Origin of the sequence: Pseudoduganella sp. (genome assembly GCF_041914865.1) — a bacterium.
Classification (GTDB): domain Bacteria; phylum Pseudomonadota; class Gammaproteobacteria; order Burkholderiales; family Burkholderiaceae_D; genus Rugamonas.
The window spans coordinates 41112-59177 of record NZ_JAYSCO010000023.1; the positions used below are offsets into that span (position 1 = coordinate 41112).

General features: G+C 62.3%; 14 protein-coding genes. 4 read left to right on the plus strand and 10 right to left on the minus strand.

Annotated features, from left to right (window positions below):
* Positions 1 to 11: 11 nt before the first annotated feature.
* Entirely contained in the window at positions 12 to 794 is a 783-nt protein-coding gene (gene mlaE / locus ACE3TQ_RS12985; protein WP_374582645.1) for a lipid asymmetry maintenance ABC transporter permease subunit MlaE, read from the minus strand.
* A complete protein-coding gene (locus ACE3TQ_RS12990) occupies positions 791 to 1594 on the minus strand; it encodes an ABC transporter ATP-binding protein (RefSeq protein WP_374582646.1) in 804 nt (267 codons plus the stop codon). Before ACE3TQ_RS12990 ends, mlaE begins: the two co-directional genes overlap by 4 nt.
* Before the next feature lie 219 nt (positions 1595 to 1813).
* On the opposite strand from ACE3TQ_RS12990, the gene ACE3TQ_RS12995 reads away from it, so the two are divergent.
* The 3 genes from ACE3TQ_RS12995 (at position 1814) to ACE3TQ_RS13005 (ending at position 5643) form a co-directional block, all read left to right on the plus strand.
* Entirely contained in the window at positions 1814 to 4129 is a 2316-nt protein-coding gene (locus ACE3TQ_RS12995) for a TonB-dependent receptor (protein WP_374582648.1), read from the plus strand.
* A 4-nt stretch (positions 4130 to 4133) separates the two neighbouring features.
* The gene (locus ACE3TQ_RS13000; RefSeq protein WP_374582649.1) at positions 4134 to 5210 is read left to right on the plus strand and encodes a DUF3592 domain-containing protein; all 1077 of its coding nucleotides are present in this window, start codon (positions 4134 to 4136) and stop codon (positions 5208 to 5210) included.
* A gap of 118 nt (positions 5211 to 5328) precedes the next feature.
* Positions 5329 to 5643: a hypothetical protein gene (locus ACE3TQ_RS13005; protein WP_374582651.1), complete on the plus strand. Its 315-nt coding sequence runs from the start codon at positions 5329 to 5331 to the stop codon at positions 5641 to 5643.
* On the opposite strand, the gene ACE3TQ_RS13010 is transcribed toward ACE3TQ_RS13005, so the two are convergent.
* Complete coding sequence (locus tag ACE3TQ_RS13010; RefSeq protein ID WP_374582652.1) at positions 5603 to 6772, minus strand: TRM11 family methyltransferase; 1170 nt, start codon at positions 6770 to 6772, stop codon at positions 5603 to 5605. The two genes, ACE3TQ_RS13005 and ACE3TQ_RS13010, sit on opposite strands and share 41 nt — an antisense overlap.
* Positions 6765 to 7901 (minus strand): hypothetical protein, encoded by a 1137-nt coding sequence (locus tag ACE3TQ_RS13015; protein WP_374582653.1) that lies wholly within the window; start codon positions 7899 to 7901, stop codon positions 6765 to 6767. The genes ACE3TQ_RS13010 and ACE3TQ_RS13015 overlap by 8 nt, the downstream gene beginning before the upstream one ends.
* A 117-nt stretch (positions 7902 to 8018) precedes the next feature.
* Between ACE3TQ_RS13015 and ACE3TQ_RS13020 the strand changes: the two genes are divergently transcribed.
* Positions 8019 to 8684 carry an NUDIX domain-containing protein gene (locus ACE3TQ_RS13020; protein WP_374582654.1) on the plus strand — a complete coding sequence of 222 codons (666 nt, stop codon included), beginning with the start codon at positions 8019 to 8021 and terminating at the stop codon, positions 8682 to 8684.
* 7 nt (positions 8685 to 8691) lie between these two features.
* On the opposite strand, the gene ACE3TQ_RS13025 is transcribed toward ACE3TQ_RS13020, so the two are convergent.
* The 6 genes from ACE3TQ_RS13025 to ACE3TQ_RS13050 form a co-directional block, all read right to left on the minus strand.
* A complete protein-coding gene (locus ACE3TQ_RS13025; RefSeq protein WP_374582655.1) occupies positions 8692 to 8913 on the minus strand; it encodes a hypothetical protein in 222 nt (73 codons plus the stop codon).
* 179 nt (positions 8914 to 9092) lie between these two features.
* Positions 9093 to 10556 carry a glutamate synthase subunit beta gene (locus ACE3TQ_RS13030; protein ID WP_374582657.1) on the minus strand — a complete coding sequence of 488 codons (1464 nt, stop codon included), beginning with the start codon at positions 10554 to 10556 and terminating at the stop codon, positions 9093 to 9095.
* Between the two features lie 16 nt (positions 10557 to 10572).
* Positions 10573 to 15294, minus strand: a complete 4722-nt coding sequence (locus ACE3TQ_RS13035) for a glutamate synthase-related protein (RefSeq protein WP_374582658.1) — start codon at positions 15292 to 15294, stop codon at positions 10573 to 10575.
* Positions 15295 to 15477: 183 nt separating this feature from the next.
* A complete protein-coding gene (locus tag ACE3TQ_RS13040; protein WP_374582659.1) occupies positions 15478 to 16200 on the minus strand; it encodes a transposase in 723 nt (240 codons plus the stop codon).
* Positions 16201 to 16264: 64 nt separating this feature from the next.
* Positions 16265 to 16945 (minus strand): response regulator transcription factor, encoded by a 681-nt coding sequence (locus ACE3TQ_RS13045; protein ID WP_161024059.1) that lies wholly within the window; start codon positions 16943 to 16945, stop codon positions 16265 to 16267.
* A gap of 88 nt (positions 16946 to 17033) precedes the next feature.
* Entirely contained in the window at positions 17034 to 18065 is a 1032-nt protein-coding gene (locus ACE3TQ_RS13050; RefSeq protein WP_374582660.1) for an ATP-binding protein, read from the minus strand.
* Position 18066 lies beyond the last annotated feature (1 nt).

Consider the following 18066-nt stretch of genomic DNA (forward strand, 5'->3'; position numbering starts at 1 on the left):
CGCGCTGCGCCTTACTTGCTAAACATCAGCGCCGTCAGCATGAAATCGAGCCACCAGATCATCAGGGACGAGATGACCACAGTGCGCGTCGTCGCACCGGAAACGTCCTCCGGCGTAGGCTGGGCTTCATAGCCTTGGTACAGCGCGATATAAGTGATGGCGATACCGAACACCACACTCTTCACGAATCCGTTGAATACGTCCTTCCACACATCCACGCCGCCCTGCATCTGCGACCAGAACGCGCCCTCGTCGACACCGATCAGGCCCACGCCGATCAGGTAGCCGCCGAGGATACCTACCGCGCTGAACATGGCAGTCAGCAGCGGCACCGAAATCACGCCAGCCCAGAACCGCGGCGCCAGCACGCGCTGGATCGGATTCACCGCCATCATTTCCATGGCCGACAGCTGCTCGCCCGCCTTCATCAAGCCGATCTCGGCCGTCAGCGAGGTGCCGGCGCGGCCGGCAAACAGCAGCGCGGTGATGACCGGCCCCAGTTCGCGCGTCAGGCCCAGCGCCACCAGCAGGCCGAGCGACTCCGAAGCGCCGTATTTATTCAGCGTGTAATAGCCCTGCAAGCCCAGCACCATGCCGACGAACAGGCCGGACAGGATAATGATCAGCAAGGAATAGTTACCGATCACATGCAGCTGTTCCACCAGCAGGCGCGGACGGCGCAGCAAGCCCGGCGACAGGCCCAGCATAGTAAAGAAAGTACGAGTGGAAAAGCCAATGCTTTCCACATAATCGCGTGCGCCACCACCCACGCTCAGCAGGAAACGGCGCATCATGCGCGTGCTCCCAGGCCCAGGTCCTCGGCCAGGGTCTTGCCCGGATAGTGGAACGGCACAGGGCCATCCGCTTCCGCGTGCACGAATTGCTTCACGTAAGGGTCGGTCGAAACCATCATGTCAGCCGGAGTGCCGTGGGCCACGATCTTGCCCTGCGACAGGAAATACACATAGTCAGCAATCTGGAACGATTCCTTCACATCGTGCGAGACGAGGATGGTGGTCGAACCCAGCGCATCATTCAGGTTGCGGATCAGGTTGGCGGTCACGCCCATGGAAATCGGGTCGAGGCCGGCGAACGGCTCGTCATACATGATCAGCTGCGGGTCGAGCGCGATGGAGCGCGCCAGCGCCACGCGGCGCGCCATGCCGCCGGAAATCTCGCCCGGCTTCAGCTTGGCGGCATTGCGCAAGCCCACGGCGTGCAGCTTCATCAGCACCAGATCGCGGATCAGTTCTTCCGGCAGGTCGGTATGCTCGCGCAGCGGGAACGCCACGTTTTCGTACACGGTCAGGTCGGTGAACAGCGCGCCATGCTGGAACAGCATGCCCATTTTGCGGCGCAACACGTACAGGTCGCGCGTCTTTAACTGGTGCACGACCTGGCCATCCACCTTGGCCGCGCCCTTCTGCGGGCGCAGCTGGCCGCCGATCAGGCGCAGCACCGTGGTTTTGCCGCTGCCGGAACCGCCCATGACCGCCACCACCTTCCCGCGCGGGAAGTCCATATGGAGACCGGACAGGATGGCTCGCTTTCCATAGCTGAAGTGTAAGTCACGGATTTCGACTAGATTTGGCACAGATGTCGCTCTTTGTTCTTGAGGCCACATTGTAATTCAGAAACGGATATCTCTGCTTGGAGCCCCTCAAAGCCCCTGGTGGCGGATGTAAAGAGGTAAATAATACAACACTACTAACCCCAAAGTCAGCAATTTACAATTTGAAACTGCTGTTGCCTGCTGCACGGCAGCAAATTCCTGATATTTTAATAACTTTGGCTCATTAGAAGGAATATCGGCATGAAAATTCGTCGGACGGTCCTGGCTTGCTCCCTGGCGGCCATCTCGGCCCAGGTTTTCGCTGAAAGCGACAAGATCGAAGTCGTCACCGTGACGGCGCAAAAGCGCAAGGAAGACCCGAACAAGGTGGCGATGAGTATTTCCGCCATCAGCGGCAATTCCCTGCAGGCGCAGCAGGTGGACGACTTTACCGACCTGACGCGCGCCATCCCGAATATTTCCTTCACCGCCGCCACCGGCAATGGCGGTGCCGGACCCGGCACCTCCAATATTGAAATCCGCGGCATCAGCTCGGCCGCCGGGCAGGCCACGGTCGGCATCTACCTGGGCGACGTCTCGCTGACGGTGGGCAACCTGTACACCATGGGCACGGTGGAACCGAAGTTCTTCGACATCGACCGGGTGGAAGTGCTGCGCGGCCCGCAGGCCACGCTGTACGGCGCCAGCTCCATGGGCGGCACCATCAAGTTCGTGCCGAATGAGCCGGACCTGAAAGAGCGCGAAATCCTGGCCTACGCCGAAGCGTCGTCCACGCGCGGCGGCAGCCCGGGCTTTTCCACCAATGTGGTCGGCAACTTCCCGCTGGTGAGCAATGAACTGGCGCTGCGCATCGGCGCCCAGGCCCAGCGCGCCGGCGGCTTCATCGACCAGGTGGACGGCGACGGCAAGGTGCTGGCCAGCGATATCAACAAGATCAATGACCAGGAAGTGCGGGTGGCGCTGAAATGGGCGCCGACGCGCGACCTGACTATTACGCCGTCCTTGTATTACCAGCGCGTGGATGCCAAGGATATCGCCGCCTTCAGCCTGGATCGGCCACGCTACCAGGCGCAGAAGCAGGTGCGCGAACCGTCCATCGACAAGCTGCTGACGCCCAACGTGGCCGTCAACTGGGACCTGGGCGGCGCCGACCTGACTTCCAGCACCAGCTACTTCCAGCGCAAGTTCGACCGCCAGCAGAACGGCTCGGCCTACAACAGCTATTCGCTGTCGACCTTCCTGACCTCGACCGAGGATGGCGGCAAGGCGCCGCCCGAGCTGATCGAAGCGGTGGCCGGCCTGCCTTCCACCGTCTTCCTGAACAATGCGGTGCGCCAGATCTCGCAGGAGTTCCGCCTGGCCTCCAAGCCGTATGACGCCGCGCGTTCGCCCTGGACCTGGCTGGGCGGCTTCTACTTCTCGAACCAGCACACCAACCTGAACGAGAACGACCCGATCCACGGCGTGACCGAAACGTTCAGGAAATTCGGCTTCTCCATCGACGATCCCGAACTGCTGCCGGACGCCTATCCTGGCGCCTTCCCGAACGATAACTCGTTCGCCGGCGAGTTCCACTACCGCGAAAAGCAAAGCTCGATCTTCGGCGAAGTGAATTACTACTTCTCGCCGACGCTGCACGCCACGGTCGGCGCGCGCTACCTGAAAGGCAAATCCAACCTGGCCCAGCGCAACAGCAACTACCTGGCCGGCGCCGGCAACAACAGCAGCACCGAGCTGTCCTCGCACGCCTTCACGCCGAAATACGCCGTAACGTGGGAAGCCTCGCCCGACCACACCATCTACAGCTCCGTCGCCAAAGGCTTCCGCCTGGGCGGCTCCAATGTCTTCGTGCCGCCTACCACCTGCGGCCCGGACCTGGAAGAGAACGGCCTGAGCGAAGGCCCGCCTACCTATGCGCCGGACAGCCTGTGGAGCTATGAAGTCGGCAGCAAATCGCGCTTCCTGGGCGGCCGCGTCGCCGTCAACGCCGACGTGTTCTACGTGAAGTGGAAGAACATCCAGCAGGGCGTCTACCTGCCGACTTGCGCCTACACCTACAACGCCAACGCCGGCAACGCCACCAGCAAGGGCTTTGAGTTCGACATCAAAGCCAAGCCGATGGCCGGCCTGACGCTGAGCGCCGCCGGCGGCTACGTGAAAGCTGAGCTGTCCAACGACGAAGGCATCTCCAACGGCGTGCTGGGTGCAGTGAAAGGCGCGCAAGTGCAGGGCGTACCGAAGTACAACGGCACCATCACGGCGCAGTACAACTTCTCCACCGCCGGCGGCCGCAGCGCCTTTGTCATGGGCGGCGTGCAATGGGTCGGCCCGAGCAAAGGCTCGCTCAACCCCGAGTCCACCGACTACAACCGTCCGTCGTACCACACCACCAACTTCAGCGCCGGTATCACGCTTGACCGCTACCAGCTGACTGCCTTCATCAAGAACGCCTTCGATGAAGACAAGGTCATCCAGCATCCGCAGGTCGCCTCGATCGTGCAGGGCTACCGCCTGGCGCCGCGCAGCATCGGTGTGAGCGTGGCCGCCAAGTTCTGACCGGATGGTGCAGCCAACGGCCATTGGCAGCAAGGTTGTAGCGACGCTGCTGTTGCTCGCATTTGGCCTCGCGATGAGCGCCGTCGGCATTTTCGGCGGCCTCGCGAAGCTGCATGAGCAAGCACGGAACTGGACGGCTGCACGCAGCTATGTGCCGGTTCCGGCGCGCGTCGAGTCCGCCTACCTTGATTCCCTGCGCGGCAGGAAGGGCGGCACGACTTACCGGGCAATGGCGGAATTCAGCTATGAATTCCAGGGGCGCCGCTACGCCAGCAAGCGCGTCAGCTTCAGCGACTTTGCCGACAACATCGGCGACTTCCAACACCGCGTGCACAGCGAACTGCGCGCTGCGCTGGAGCGGGGTGAGAACGTCACCCTGTGGGTCGATCCACTTGATCCCGCCAGCGCGGTTTACGACAAGTCGGTACGGCCCGGGATGATGGCCATCCACCTCTTGTTTGCCATCGTCTTCCCGTCCGTCGGCTTTGGGGCGCTCTACCTGATTTTCCACCTCCTGCGTGGCGTCAGCCCAAAGTCCGACGTACCACCGCTGGTGCGGACACGCGGAAATGGCTACGGCTTCATGCTGTTCGCCACACTGCATGTGAACAGCGTAGGCTGGACCGTCGCCCAACCTGCGCTCAAGCAGCTCGTCTCAGGCCAGCATGCCCCGGCATTGGCCCCCTTGCTCTTGCCCCTGGCTGGCATGGCCATGCTTTACTTCACCTGGCGCCGCTGGAAGCGGCCGCGTTTGACAGGCCAGCCGGTGCTCCAGGTCTCCAGCCTGAAACCGCTGCGCGGCCGCATTCTCTTCCATCCCCGCACCGGACTCCCGTCGCCCTCCGGCCAACCGCTGGTGCCGGTGGCGATCGATGCCGCGCAACTGCGCGAACGGCGCATCGGCCGCAAGCTGGAATACGAAACAATATGGCAGCAGCGCGTGCTGGAGCGGACAGTTCCGCGCGGCGTGGAGATGCTGGAATTCGAAGCCAACGCCCCGCACCTGGGCGATAAACGCTGGCGCATTACACTCCACGTGGACGCGCGCGCAATAATATTTGACCTGCCAAACGCGACCTGAACTGCGCCTGCGATGCCAACCGAATTGTAAAGAACCGGGCTATGGGGCGCGTTTATCGGAATCGTGCGCGGCCATTCATGGATGCAACAGTAGAATTGCCGTTTTTTTAACTTTCGGTATGAACGAGCACACTGGAAAAGCACCGGGCCTCATATCAGCCATCATCATCTTCGCCAACCTGGCGCTACTGCTTGTCATCATCATGTTCCTGGGACTCGACTCAGTCCCCGGCGCGCACGAAGGGCATGCAATCGGGCTGGCCTTATTGGGTATGTACACCTATGGGTTCGCGCTGCTCTGCCTGGTGGTGGGCTTAGGCTACTTTGGCATCAAGTCGTACTTCCTTGAACAGCCCGCGCAAGGGTGGCAGTGGCTCCTGCTCGTTTGCTTGTTCATTGAGTTGACGATACCACCGTACTACTTTCTGGCCTAAGGGAATGCGGCGGCCGGGCTGACGGCAGCACATTCAGGCCGTCGACCTGTGCCGCCGCACGCAGCGCTTCGTCATACTGCAGCAGCGCATCGTCAAAACAGACGTCGAAGATGCACAGCTCGCCGCTGGCGCGCAGGCGTTGGGCGCGGAAATAGTGCGCGCCCTTCAATGCCGTCCCTGCTGCTTGCCAGCCAAACGGTTGGCCCCAGCGCGTGACCTGGAAGCCGCGCGCTTCGAACCAGCGCACCAGCTGGCACAGGAGATCCACCCGCTCCGGCACCAGCAGGTCGACATCGGACGGCAGCCGTTCCGCCTTCTGCCCTGCCAGCCAGCGCGCAAAGCCGCCGTAGACAAGCACCTCGGGAAAGTCGGCGGCCAGCTCGCGCAGGCAACGCAGGCTGTCCTGCAGGTCGACCGGCTTGCGGTCGTTGCGGGCGATCAGTGCGTATTCGTGCGCGCGGTTGCTGCCAGCGTCCAGCGCCGGCAACGGTGCTGTCGGGCGCTCGTAGAGCAGGATGCGCTCGTCGACCAGGTTGAAATGCTCGGCCAGCATGCGGCCCAGGTCCCAGGCCATGGGCACGAAATGCGTGCCGATGCGCAGGTTCTCCGCCATCACGATCAGGTATCCGCCTTCGCGCAGCATTGGCTTGAGCGACTTCAGCACGCGGTAGAACATGTCGAGGAAGCCCGCGTAATTGCTTGCGCTGTACAGCTGGCCGTCGCTGTCGTGCGCGGACTGCCAGCGGCATCCGAAGTAGGGCGCGTTGGTCAGCACCAGGTCCGCCTGCGGCAAGGAGGCTGCCACCTCGACCAGGTCGCCGGCCAGCACCGTCTGGTTGCGCGCGTCCAGCCGGCGCAAGCGTTCTTCCGCAATGGCTGCGCGGGCGGGCTCCAGCTCCACGCCGATGCCGCGCCGGCCCTCCAGCGAGGCGGCAACCAGGGTCGTGCCGAAACCGTTGAACGGGTCGATCACCATGCCGGCGGGCGGCGAAAAGTGGCGGATGAAAGGGCGCATCTGCTCCACCCAGCCGCAATCGCGCGCACCCAGCGCATCGTTCGCTGCCAGGTCGGGCGGGAGCTTGTAGGCGGGATCGCTGTCCCGCAGTATGAGCCAGCTGTTGTTATCCATTTGCGCGCTCCGCCGCCAACAATACGTGCCGTTCGGGATTCCAGTCGGCGCAAAGGTTGCCGTTGGCGTGGAAGACCAGCTTGTAGACGTCGCCCGAGTTGTGCTGCCGGTGCATCTGGGAGTAGTCGGATGCTTCGAAAGTGACGTTCATGTCGCGGAACCTGCCGACCAGGTTCCAAAAGTAATAGCCTTCCGTCACTTGCTCGAAGGCGAAGCTGTCCGCAAACTCCGTGGTCGCCAGGCATTGCGCGAGCAGGCTGTCCATCGATACGCGCGCGTTGCCGATGTAGCGTGCCGTCACATTGTCCTTGTAGCTGTCGTCGAGTTTTGAGAACTCGCGGAAGATCACCGAGCGCACTCCCAGCGCGTGCGCCCATTCCAGGTAGCGCAGGACATCCGCCGTCTGTGCCACGCCGCCTTCCTGGACGATGCACACCATCTTCACATTCAGGCGGCCAGCCAGGCGCTGCACCATGGCGCTGAATGCCGGCTGGTGCTGCACCTGGACGCCGGGCCGGAAGCGCATGATGGACTGGTTGGTCGCTGCGTCGAAATGGTGGCGCGACAGTTCGAGCCAGTCGAGGCCGAAATCGACCAGGCGCTCGGTCAACGCTTCGCCTTGCTGCGCTACGGCGAGGCCGGCGCCGTTTGTGTACAGTACGCGGTTCAGGACGGGCGATACCGCCGCATGCTGCGCCAGGATATCCAGCATGGCGCCCATCCAGCCTGCATCGTCCGTCGTCTCCAGGCCGGAAAGGGAGTAGGACAGCGGCAAGCCGCGCAGTTGTTCGAGCGCGCTTTCCAGCGCCGCGAAGTAGCCAGGCCCGGGGCGTAGCGCGCTCGATGGACGGGCGCCGCCGGCTTCGATCAGCGTTTCGGAGCAGAAGCGACAACGCGCCGAGCATGGCTGCGCCGATGCGTAGGGCGTGAAGGTCACCGGCTGCGCGACGCGGTAGGTGCGTCCGCCGATGGCGTGCCTGCGCCAGCGCTCTTCGTCGGCGGGATCGGGGGCGCGGAATGCGACTGCCGGTACGGATTTGCGCAGACCCGCCAGGACGGGAGCCGCAAACAGGCTTGCCGAAATCGCGTCGGTGAGGGGCTGGATCGGGATGACATTACGTTCGCTCATGAATCCAGTGTAGATCACTTAGGATAGTTTTGCAACTAAGCTTAGTCAGCGATTAGCTGGAGCCATCACTAATTAGTATAATTCTCGTACTAAGACTGCCCGAGACCCATCCTGCCCATGCAACAAGTAATCTGCACTGTCGACGTTGTCCTGCTCACGCTGCAGGAGGATGCCCTGAAAGTCGCGCTGCTGAGCCGCAGCCATGAACCGTTCCAGGGCGTTGCGGCGCTGCCGGGCGGGTACATCCATCCGCAAAGCGATAGCGACGCGCAGGATGCGGCGCTGCGCGTGCTGCGCGAGAAGACGGGTATCACGCCGCCCTATCTGGAACAACTCGCCACCTTCTCTGGGCCGGCACGCGATCCGCGCGGGTGGTCGGTGTCCATTGTCTATTACGCGCTGGTTCCGGCTGGCGTGCTTGAGGAGAATGTGCATCCGGGCGTGAAACTGGCCAGCGTCGACAAGCCACTCAAGCTGCCTTTCGACCATCTGGAGATAATCCATGCGGCGGTGGCGCGGCTGCGCAGCAAGAGCCAGTACTCGTCGCTGCCATGCTACCTCGCGGGCGAGACCTTTACCTTGCCGCAGTTACAGCGCGTGTACGAATCGCTGATGGGTGAGCCGATCAACAAGGTCAGCTTCCGCCGCAAGATCAGCGAGATGGATATGCTGGAGGCAGTGGAAGGCGCTTTCTCCAGCGGCGCGGCGCACCGGCCGGCGCAGCTCTATCGGCTCAAGCAGGAGGTCCATGAAAGGCTTGCGCTGCTGGAAAGGGGCATGTAGAGCCGACTTACGCCCCGTACACTTTTGCCAGGAGGGCGAAAACCCCCAGCACTACCGTGAAAAGCATGCCTGTAAGGATGCGAACTCCGGCATGGACGCGGTCAAAATTCCTGCGCGTTTCATCCTTAAAGTCTTTTAGGGTCTCAGCTTGATGCGTGGAAGAGGATTCGATGCGAACGACACGACATTCAAGGTCACCGTTCGGCTTGCGGTTATTGTCGCTGTGCATTTGGCGCCTCGCTTTGAAGTGCGTGGTGCCAGTTTACGCTGATGGGCAGGAGCGTCAAGCGCACTGGGCTGTGCGCATCAATACGCCGAAAAGGACTTCGGCGTATTGAGCAACATCAAAGAGGATGCACCGGTGTCCAAATGACAGACCTGGCACCGGTTTGTGGCACCGGTTTGGGGTCAGCGTGGCAGGACGGAGCTGCCCATCAGGTATTCGTCGACGGCGCGGGCGCATTGGCGGCCTTCGCGGATGGCCCAGACCACCAGCGATTGACCACGGCGCATGTCGCCGGCGGCGAAAATGCCGGGCTTGCTGGTCTTGTAGCTGTTGTCGCCTTCGGTCTGGGCGCGCGCGTTGCCGCGTGCGTCTTTGTCGACACCGAAGGCGTCAAGCACTTGCTGCACCGGGGAGACGAAGCCCATGGCCAGCAGCACCAGGTCGGCCTTCACTTCGAATTCGGAGTTCGGCACTTCGCTCATCTTGCCGTCTTTCCATTCGACGCGGCAGGCGATCAGCTTTTCGACTTTGCCATTCTTGCCTTCAAAGCGCTTGGTGGCGACGGCCCAGTCGCGCTCGCATCCTTCTTCGTGCGAGGAGGAGGTGCGCAGCTTGGTTGGCCAGTAGGGCCAGACCAGGGGCTTGTTCTCCTGCTCGGGCGGCATCGGCATCAGCTCGAACTGGGTGACGCTGGCGGCGCCGTGGCGGTTGGAGGTGCCGACGCAGTCGGAGCCGGTGTCGCCGCCGCCGATCACGACCACGTGCTTGCCGGTGGCTTTGATCTGGTCTTTGATCTTGTCGCCGGCGTTGACCTTGTTCTGCTGCGGCAGGAAGTCCATGGCGAAGTGGACGCCTTTCAGTTCGCGCCCTGGCACTGGCAGGTCGCGCGGCTGCTCGGCGCCGCCGGCCATCACTACAGCGTCAAAGTCTTTTTCCAGGTCTTCCGGGAAGATGGTTTCTTTGGCGCTGTTGGCGACGGTGGCCGGGAAGTCTTTGCCGATCAGGACGGAGGTGCGGAATTTCACGCCTTCCGCTTCCATCTGTTCGATGCGGCGGTCGATGTGGTGCTTCTCCATCTTGAAGTCGGGGATGCCGTAGCGCAGCAGGCCGCCGATGCGGTCGGCTTTTTCAAACACGGTCACGTCGTGGCCGACGCGGGCCAGCTGCTGGGCGGCGGCCAGGCCTGCGGGGCCGGAGCCGACCACGGCGACTTTCTTGCCGGTCTTGTTGGCCGCTGGCTGCGGCACGACCCAGCCGTGCTCCCAGCCTTCGTCGATGATCTTGTGTTCGATCGATTTGATGCCGACCGGGAGTTCGTGGATGCCGAGGGTGCAGGCGCTTTCACATGGGGCGGGGCAAATGCGGCCGGTGAACTCGGGGAAGTTGTTGGTCGAGTGCAGGACGTTCAGTGCTTCGCGGTAGTGGCCGCGATATACGAGGTCGTTCCAGTCGGGGATGATGTTGTTGACCGGGCAGCCCGAGTTGCAGAACGGGATGCCGCAGTCCATGCAGCGCGCGCCCTGGATCTTGGCCTGGTCGTGGCTCAGGTGGATGACGAACTCTTTGTAGTTCTTGAGGCGTGCCTCAGGGGCCAGGTAGCTTTCTTCCTGGCGCTGGAATTCCATGAAACCGGTGATCTTACCCATTTTTCTCTATCCTCTCTTACGCTGCGATTGCTTGGGTTTCCGCTTCGATCGCGGCGTTGTCTGCCATTTCCACCAGGGCGCGTTTGTACTCGCTCGGGAACACTTTGACGAACTTGGCGCGGCTTTCGTTCCAGTTGTCGAGCAACAGGCGCGCGCGCGTGCTGCCGGTGTGTTTGAAGTGGCGCTCAATCAAGCGTTTGAGGATGGTTTCGTCGGCCTCCGGTTCTCCATTACGGTGCTGGCTGTGCCAGGTGGCTTTGTCGACTTGCTGGTCGGCGGCTGCCTTCACTTCTTCCAGGCTGACCATGGACATATTGCACTTGCTGTGGAATTCGCCGTCGGGGTCGTACACGTAGGCGATACCGCCCGACATGCCGGCGGCGAAGTTGCGGCCGGTGGCGCCCAGTACGACCACGGTGCCGCCGGTCATGTATTCGCAGCCGTGGTCGCCCAGGCCTTCGACAATGGCGGTGGCGCCGGAGTTGCGCACGGCGAAGCGTTCGCCGGCCACGCCGTTGAAGAAGGCTTCGCCGGCCACGGCGCCGTACAGCACGGTGTTGCCAACGATGATGTTGTTCACGGCCCAGCCACGGAACTCGGTGTTCGGGCGTACGATGATGCGGCCGCCCGACAGGCCTTTGCCGACGTAGTCGTTGCCTTCGCCCACCAGGTCGATGGTGATGCCGGCGGCCAGGAAGGCTGCTGCCGATTGGCCTGCGGTGCCTTGCAGCTGGATGTGGATGGTGTCGTCCGGCAGGCCGGCGTGGCCGTATTTCTTGGCCACTTCGCCAGACAGCATGGTGCCGACGGTGCGGTTGACGTTCTTCACCGGCGAGATGAAGGACACGCGCTCGCCTTTTTCCAGCGCGGGCTTGGCTTGGGCGATCAGCTTGAGGTCGAGCGCTTTGTCCAGGCCGTGGTCCTGTTCTTCGCTGTGGAAGATGGACATACCGTCGTTGGTCTTCGGCTGGTAGAACACATTGCTGAAGTCGAGGCCTTTGGCTTTCCAGTGGGTGATGGCTTTCGACTTGTCCAGCAGGTCGGAGCGGCCGATCAGTTCTTCAAAGGTGCGGATGCCCAGTTGCGCCATCAGCTGGCGGGCTTCTTCGGCGACGAAGAAGAAGTAGTTGACCACATGTTCCGGCTTGCCCTGGAATTTCTTGCGCAGCTCGGGATCCTGGGTGGCGACGCCGACCGGGCAGGTGTTCAGGTGGCACTTGCGCATCATGATGCAGCCTTCCGCGACCAGCGGTGCGGTGGCGAAGCCGATTTCGTCGGCGCCCAGCAGGGCGGCGATCACGACGTCGCGGCCGGTGCGCATCTGGCCGTCGGCCTGCACGCGCACGCGGCTGCGCAGGCCGTTCAGCACCAGGGTTTGCTGGGTTTCGGACAGGCCCAGTTCCCATGGGGTGCCGGCGTGCTTGACCGAGGACAGCGGCGAGGCGCCGGTGCCGCCGTCGTGGCCGGCCACCACGATGTGGTCGGCCTTGGCTTTGCTGACGCCTGCGGCAACGGTGCCGATGCCGACTTCCGACACCAGCTTGACCGAGATCGAGGCGCGCGGGTTGGCGTTCTTCAGGTCGTGGATCAGCTGCGCCAGGTCTTCAATCGAGTAGATGTCGTGGTGCGGCGGCGGCGAGATCAGGCCGACGCCCGGTACCGAGAAGCGCAGCTGGGCGATGTATTCGGAGACCTTGTGGCCTGGCAGCTGGCCGCCTTCGCCCGGCTTGGCGCCCTGCGCCATCTTGATCTGGATCTGGTCGGCGGAATTCAGGTATTCCGCCGTCACGCCGAAGCGGCCGGAGGCGACCTGCTTGATGCGCGAGCGCAGGGAGTCGCCTTCCTGCAGCGGGATATCGACTTCGATCTTGTCCTTGCCCAGTACGGAGGCGAAGGTGGAGCCGACCTTGATCGGGATGCCTTTCAGTTCGTTGGTGTAGCGTGCCGGGTCTTCGCCGCCTTCGCCGGTGTTGGATTTGCCGCCGATGCGGTTCATCGCAACGGCCAGGGTGGCGTGGGCTTCGGTCGAGATCGAGCCGAGCGACATGGCGCCGGTGGCGAAGCGCTTGACGATCTCTTTTGCCGGCTCCACTTCGTCCAGCGGGATCGCTTTCGACGGGTCGATCTTGAACTCGAACAGGCCGCGCAGGGTCAGGTGGCGCTTGCTCTGGTCGTTGATGATCTGGGCGTACTCTTTATAGGTCGAGTAGTTGTTGGCGCGGGTCGAGTGCTGCAGCTTGGCGATCGCGTCCGGGGTCCACAGGTGGTCTTCGCCGCGAACGCGGTAGGCGTATTCACCGCCGGCGTCCAGCTGGTCGGCCAGCACCGGATCGTCGCTGAAGGCCAGCTTGTGCAGGCGCAGGCCTTCTTCGGCCACTTCGAACAGGCCGATGCCTTCCACGTTCGACTGGGTGCCGCGGAAGTACTTGTCCACCAGCTGGCGGTTCAGGCCAACGGCTTCGAAAATCTGCGCGCCGCAGTAGGACATGTAGGTGGAAATGCCCATCTTGGACATTACCTTCATCAGGCCTTTGCCGACTGCCTTGGTGTAGTTGTAGATGGCCTTTTCCGGGGTCAGGTCGCCTGGCAGCGAGTGCGCCAGTTCGGTCAGCGTTTCCATCGCCAGGTATGGGTGGACGGCTTCGGCGCCGTAGCCGGCCAGCAGGGCGAAGTGGTGGGTCTCGCGCGCAGAGCCGGTTTCCACCACCAGGCCGGTGGAGGCGCGCAGGCCTTTGCTCACCAGGTGCAGGTGAATGGTGGAGGTGGCCAGCAGGGCCGGGATGGCGACGCGGTCCGGGCCGACCGAGCGGTCGGACACGATCAGGATGTTGTGGCCGGATTTCACGGCGTCGACGGCTTCCGCGCAGAGCGATGCCAGCGACGCTTCCACGCCTTCCTTGCCCCAGGCCAGCGGATAGCAGATGCTCAGTTCATAGGACTTGAACTTGCCGCCGGTGTGCTGGCTGATGGTGCGCAGGCGCGCCATGTCGTCGAAGCTCAGCACCGGCTGCGATACTTCCAGGCGCATTGGCGGGTTGACGTTGTTGGTATCGAGCAGGTTCGGTTTCGGGCCGATGAAGGACACCAGCGACATCACCATGGCTTCGCGGATCGGGTCGATCGGCGGGTTGGTGACCTGGGCGAACAGCTGCTTGAAGTAGTTATACAGCGGCTTCAGTTTGTTGGAGGTGACGGCCAGCGGCGAGTCGTTGCCCATGGAACCCACGGCTTCTTCGCCGGCGGTGGCCATCGGTGCCAGGATGAAGCGCATGTCTTCCTGCGTGTAGCCGAACACCTGCTGGCGGTCCAGCAGGGAGGCGGTCTGCTTTTCGCCGGCCGCCGGGCCGTATTTGGCGACGTTGGCGGCGGTCTGGCTTTCGCTCAGTTTCAGCTCGCCCAGCTTGATGCGCACGGCGTTGATCCAGGCTTTGTATGGCTTGGCGTTGGCGTAGGTGTCTTTCAGTTCCTTGTCGTCGATGATGCGGCCGGCTTCCAGGTCGATCAGGAACATCTTGCCCGGCTGCAGGCGCCATTTCTGGATGATCTTCGATTCCGGGATCGGCAGTACGCCCGATTCGGATGCCATCACCACCAGGTCGTCGTCGGTGACGATGTAGCGGGCAGGGCGCAGGCCGTTGCGGTCCAGGGTGCCGCCGATGTAGCGGCCGTCGGTAAAGGCCATGGCGGCCGGGCCGTCCCATGGTTCCATCATCGACGCATAGTATTCGTAGAAGGCTTTGCGGTTGTCGTCCATCAGCGTGTGGTTCTCCCACGCTTCCGGGATCATCATCATCATCGCCTGCGCCAGCGGGTAGCCGGCCATCAGCAGCAGTTCCAGCGCGTTGTCGAAGCAGGCGGTGTCGGACTGGCCTTCGTAAATCAGCGGGAACAGCTTCTGCAGGTCTTCGCCCAGCACGGCGGACTTCATTACGCCTTCACGGGCGCGCATCCAGTTGAAGTTGCCCTTCACGGTGTTGATCTCGCCATTGTGCGCGATCAGGCGGTAAGGGTGGGCCAGCGGCCATTCAGGGAAGGTGTTGGTCGAGAAGCGCTGGTGCACCAGCGCCAGCGCCGAGATGCAGCGCGGGTCCTGCAGGTCTTTGTAGTACACGCCCACCTGGTCGGCCAGCAGCAGGCCTTTGTACACGACGGTACGGGCCGACATGGATGGCACGAAGAATTCTTTGCCGTGGATCAGTTTCAGCGCCTGGATCGCGTGGCCGGACGATTTGCGGATGACGTACAGCTTGCGCTCCAGCGCGTCGGTCACCATCACGTCCTGGCCGCGGCCGATGAAGATCTGGCGGATGACCGGCTCTTTTTCGCGTACGCGCGGCGACATCGGCATTTCGGAGTCGATCGGCACGTTGCGCCAGCCCAGCACGACCTGGCCTTCGATGCGCACGGCGCGTTCGATTTCCTGTTCGCAGGCGATGCGGGAAGCGTTTTCCTTCGGCAGGAAGACCATGCCGACGCCGTATTCGCCGGGCGGCGGCAGCTCGACGCCTTGCTTGGCCATTTCATCGCGGTAGAACTGGTCCGGGATCTGGATCAGGATGCCGGCGCCGTCGCCCATCAGCTTGTCCGCACCCACAGCGCCCCTGTGGTCGAGGTTCTTCAGGATCAGCAGACCCTGTTCGACGATCGAGTGGCTCTTGTTGCCTTTGATGTGGGCGACAAAACCGACGCCACAGGCATCGTGTTCGTTGGCTGGGTTGTACAAACCTTGCGCTTGCATGCGTTTCTCCGCTGAATTTTTGGTCACGAAAATCCAGAGTAGTGCAATGCACAAAAACGCGCAACAAAAACAATTAGGGTCGGAGTCGAATTAATTCTGCGACAGTCGCTTGAAAATTTAAATGGGGACAGAGTCGCATCGAAACCGGTAAATCAGTGTCAGACCCGCAGGGTCTGACACTTCTTAAGGTGTCTGACCCTGTGGGTCAGCCACCGCCTTACCGGTTTTAGCCGGCCGCCCGCGCTTGGCCGGCAATACCTGCCGTTTCATGCGCCGCTCCAGCTCCGCCTTCCACTTGTCGCTGCCTAGTGGCCAGCCTTTCAGCGCCGCCGCTTCGATCGCGCGCTGGTCTGCGCCTGCCAGCCCCTGCGCCGCCAGCTCTATATAGGCAGCCTCGCGCTGGAACGGCGTGTTCCCCAGCGCCCAGTAGATGGGATGGTCATTCACGGCCCCATCCTGGCGGATGCCGGCATGGTGCGGATAGCTCGACCACTGGTATTGCTCCAGCCCCTCGGCCAGGCGCGCCCGCACGGCCGCGAATTCGATGTATTTTGAGCAAGGAATGAAGTAGCGCTCGGCCTCGATCACCGAGGTTTTATAGCGCCCCTGCCATAAAGTACCGGCGCGGCCATACTTCTGGTTGAAATAAGGGACATAGTGCCGCCCGATCCACTGCATCATGCCGCCCAGGCCTTCCTCGTCGCTGGGCGAGGCCAACAGGTGCAATTCCCCCGGCAACAGGGTGTAGGCATGCACCGCCACCTTATACAGGCGGGCGGCGGCACGCATCCAGGCGATAAAACTGCTGAAATCTTCAGCATCCAGGAACACTTCCTGGCCATTCAGGCCGCGCTGGATGATGTAATGGGGCTGGTTGGGAACAACGAGACGGGGCAAACGAGCCATAAAAACAAAAAGGGTAGGATCGGGAAACCCCGATTCTACCCAGTTCGTCTGACTCTGTCCCTAATTAGGAAATATTGAAGCTGGCGGACAGGCTGTAGCCCTCGCCATAGGCCGAACGCAGGGGAAGGTCCTGGCCCAGGCCGCTGCGTGCCTTTTTGCGTAAACGATACACCAGCATGTCGACGCGGCGGCCAGCATCCGGATCGTCGCCGCCGATACCGGCCACGATCACCTGGCGCGGCACCGGCCGGGTATTAATAGTGAGCAAGTGCAGGAAATTGCACTCTTTCTCGGTCAGCGTGATGGCCTGGCCCTGCAGTTCCAGCTGGCGTGCGGAGACCTTCAGGGTCCACTTGCTCGGCACAGGAATCGCTTCCTGCGGGCCAACGCGGCGGTCCAGCGCCTCGATATGGGCCGCCAGTTCCGGGAATTTGATCGGCTTGGTCAGGTAATGGTCAGCGCCCAGGCGCAGGCCCATGATGCGGGAATCGAACGCCACACGGCCGGTCAGCACGAGCAGGCCGATCTGCGGGTAAAGCTGACGCATGCGCGGGATGACATTAAAGCCATCCTCATCCGGCAGGCCGAGGTCGAGCACGACCACGCCGACGGTACCCTGGCTCAGGGCGGACCACATTTCCTGGGCGTTATTGGTGGTGTGCACAACATGGCCGAGTTCAGCCAGGAAGTCCGCCATTTCTTCGGCGTACTCCAGGTTGTCTTCCACGATCAGTATTTGCGTCATTGATGCGCCATTTTCTATTCATTTCGCAAGCCGGGGGTTGGGGCTTGCGTCAAAGAATTATCACGGTTGGTCACCGGCTGCGCAAGGCTTAAGCAGCAACTGGAAGCCAAATCCGAAATTTCTTGCCGCTTTCAGGCAAATTTTCCACAGACAGCGTGCCGCCGTGGACCTCTACAACATTCTTGGCCATATACAGGCCCAGGCCGGAGCCGGCGTGCCCTGCAGCAGCCTTGCCTCGGTAACCCTTGTCGAAGAGTTTGCCTAGCTCATCATCCGGAACGGGAGCGCCGTGGTCGATGACGAGGAGTTCAACCCCGCCCTCGCTGGCTTTTTTCCCCTGCAATTCTATCGCAACGTTGTCATTTGTGTACTTGAGGGCATTATCTAAAAGTATATCCAGACACAGGCGCAAGCCTTGCGGGTCGCAGCGCATCCACTGCGGCAAGCCCTCCGCACGCACGCTGATGCCGGCCCGGCGCTGGCGCGCCTGTTCTGCGGCGGTTTCCAGCAGGGCTTCCGGCGACACTTCATCGGCCTGGCGTTTGCGGCCAATACTGGCCAGGCGCTCGGGACTCAGGTACTCGTTGATCAACTCCAGCAAGCGGTCGACCGAGGTCTGGATCTTGCGGTAGCGCTTTTTGGTGTTCTCGTCGGCGTTCTGCGAGGTCATCTCCAGGCGCTGGATGGCGCCATCGATGGTCGACAGGGGCGTGCGGAATTCATGCGACACCATGGAGGCGAACTTCTTTTGCTGCTTCTCGCGCTCGACGCGTTCGCGGATATCGCGCACCGTGCCGACCAGGCGCAGCACGCCGCTGTCGACATCCGGCACCAGGGTCGATTCGATTTCGACCGGGATCGGCACGCCATCCTTGCCCGGCATTTCGGTATCGCGCACGGTGTGGCGGCGGGTGGTGTCGCCGGAGGTGTAGGCCTCCAGCCGTTCCGGCAGCTCGGCCATCAGGTGTTCCGCCACCTGCTGCGCGCGCTCGGGCATATAGCCGAACAGCTTTTCGGCGGAAGGGCTGACGTACAGCAACTGGCCACTATCGCAGTCCAGCATCCAGTGTACGTCGCTGCTGTGGTCGAGGATCTGGCGATAGTGTTCAGCACTCAGCATG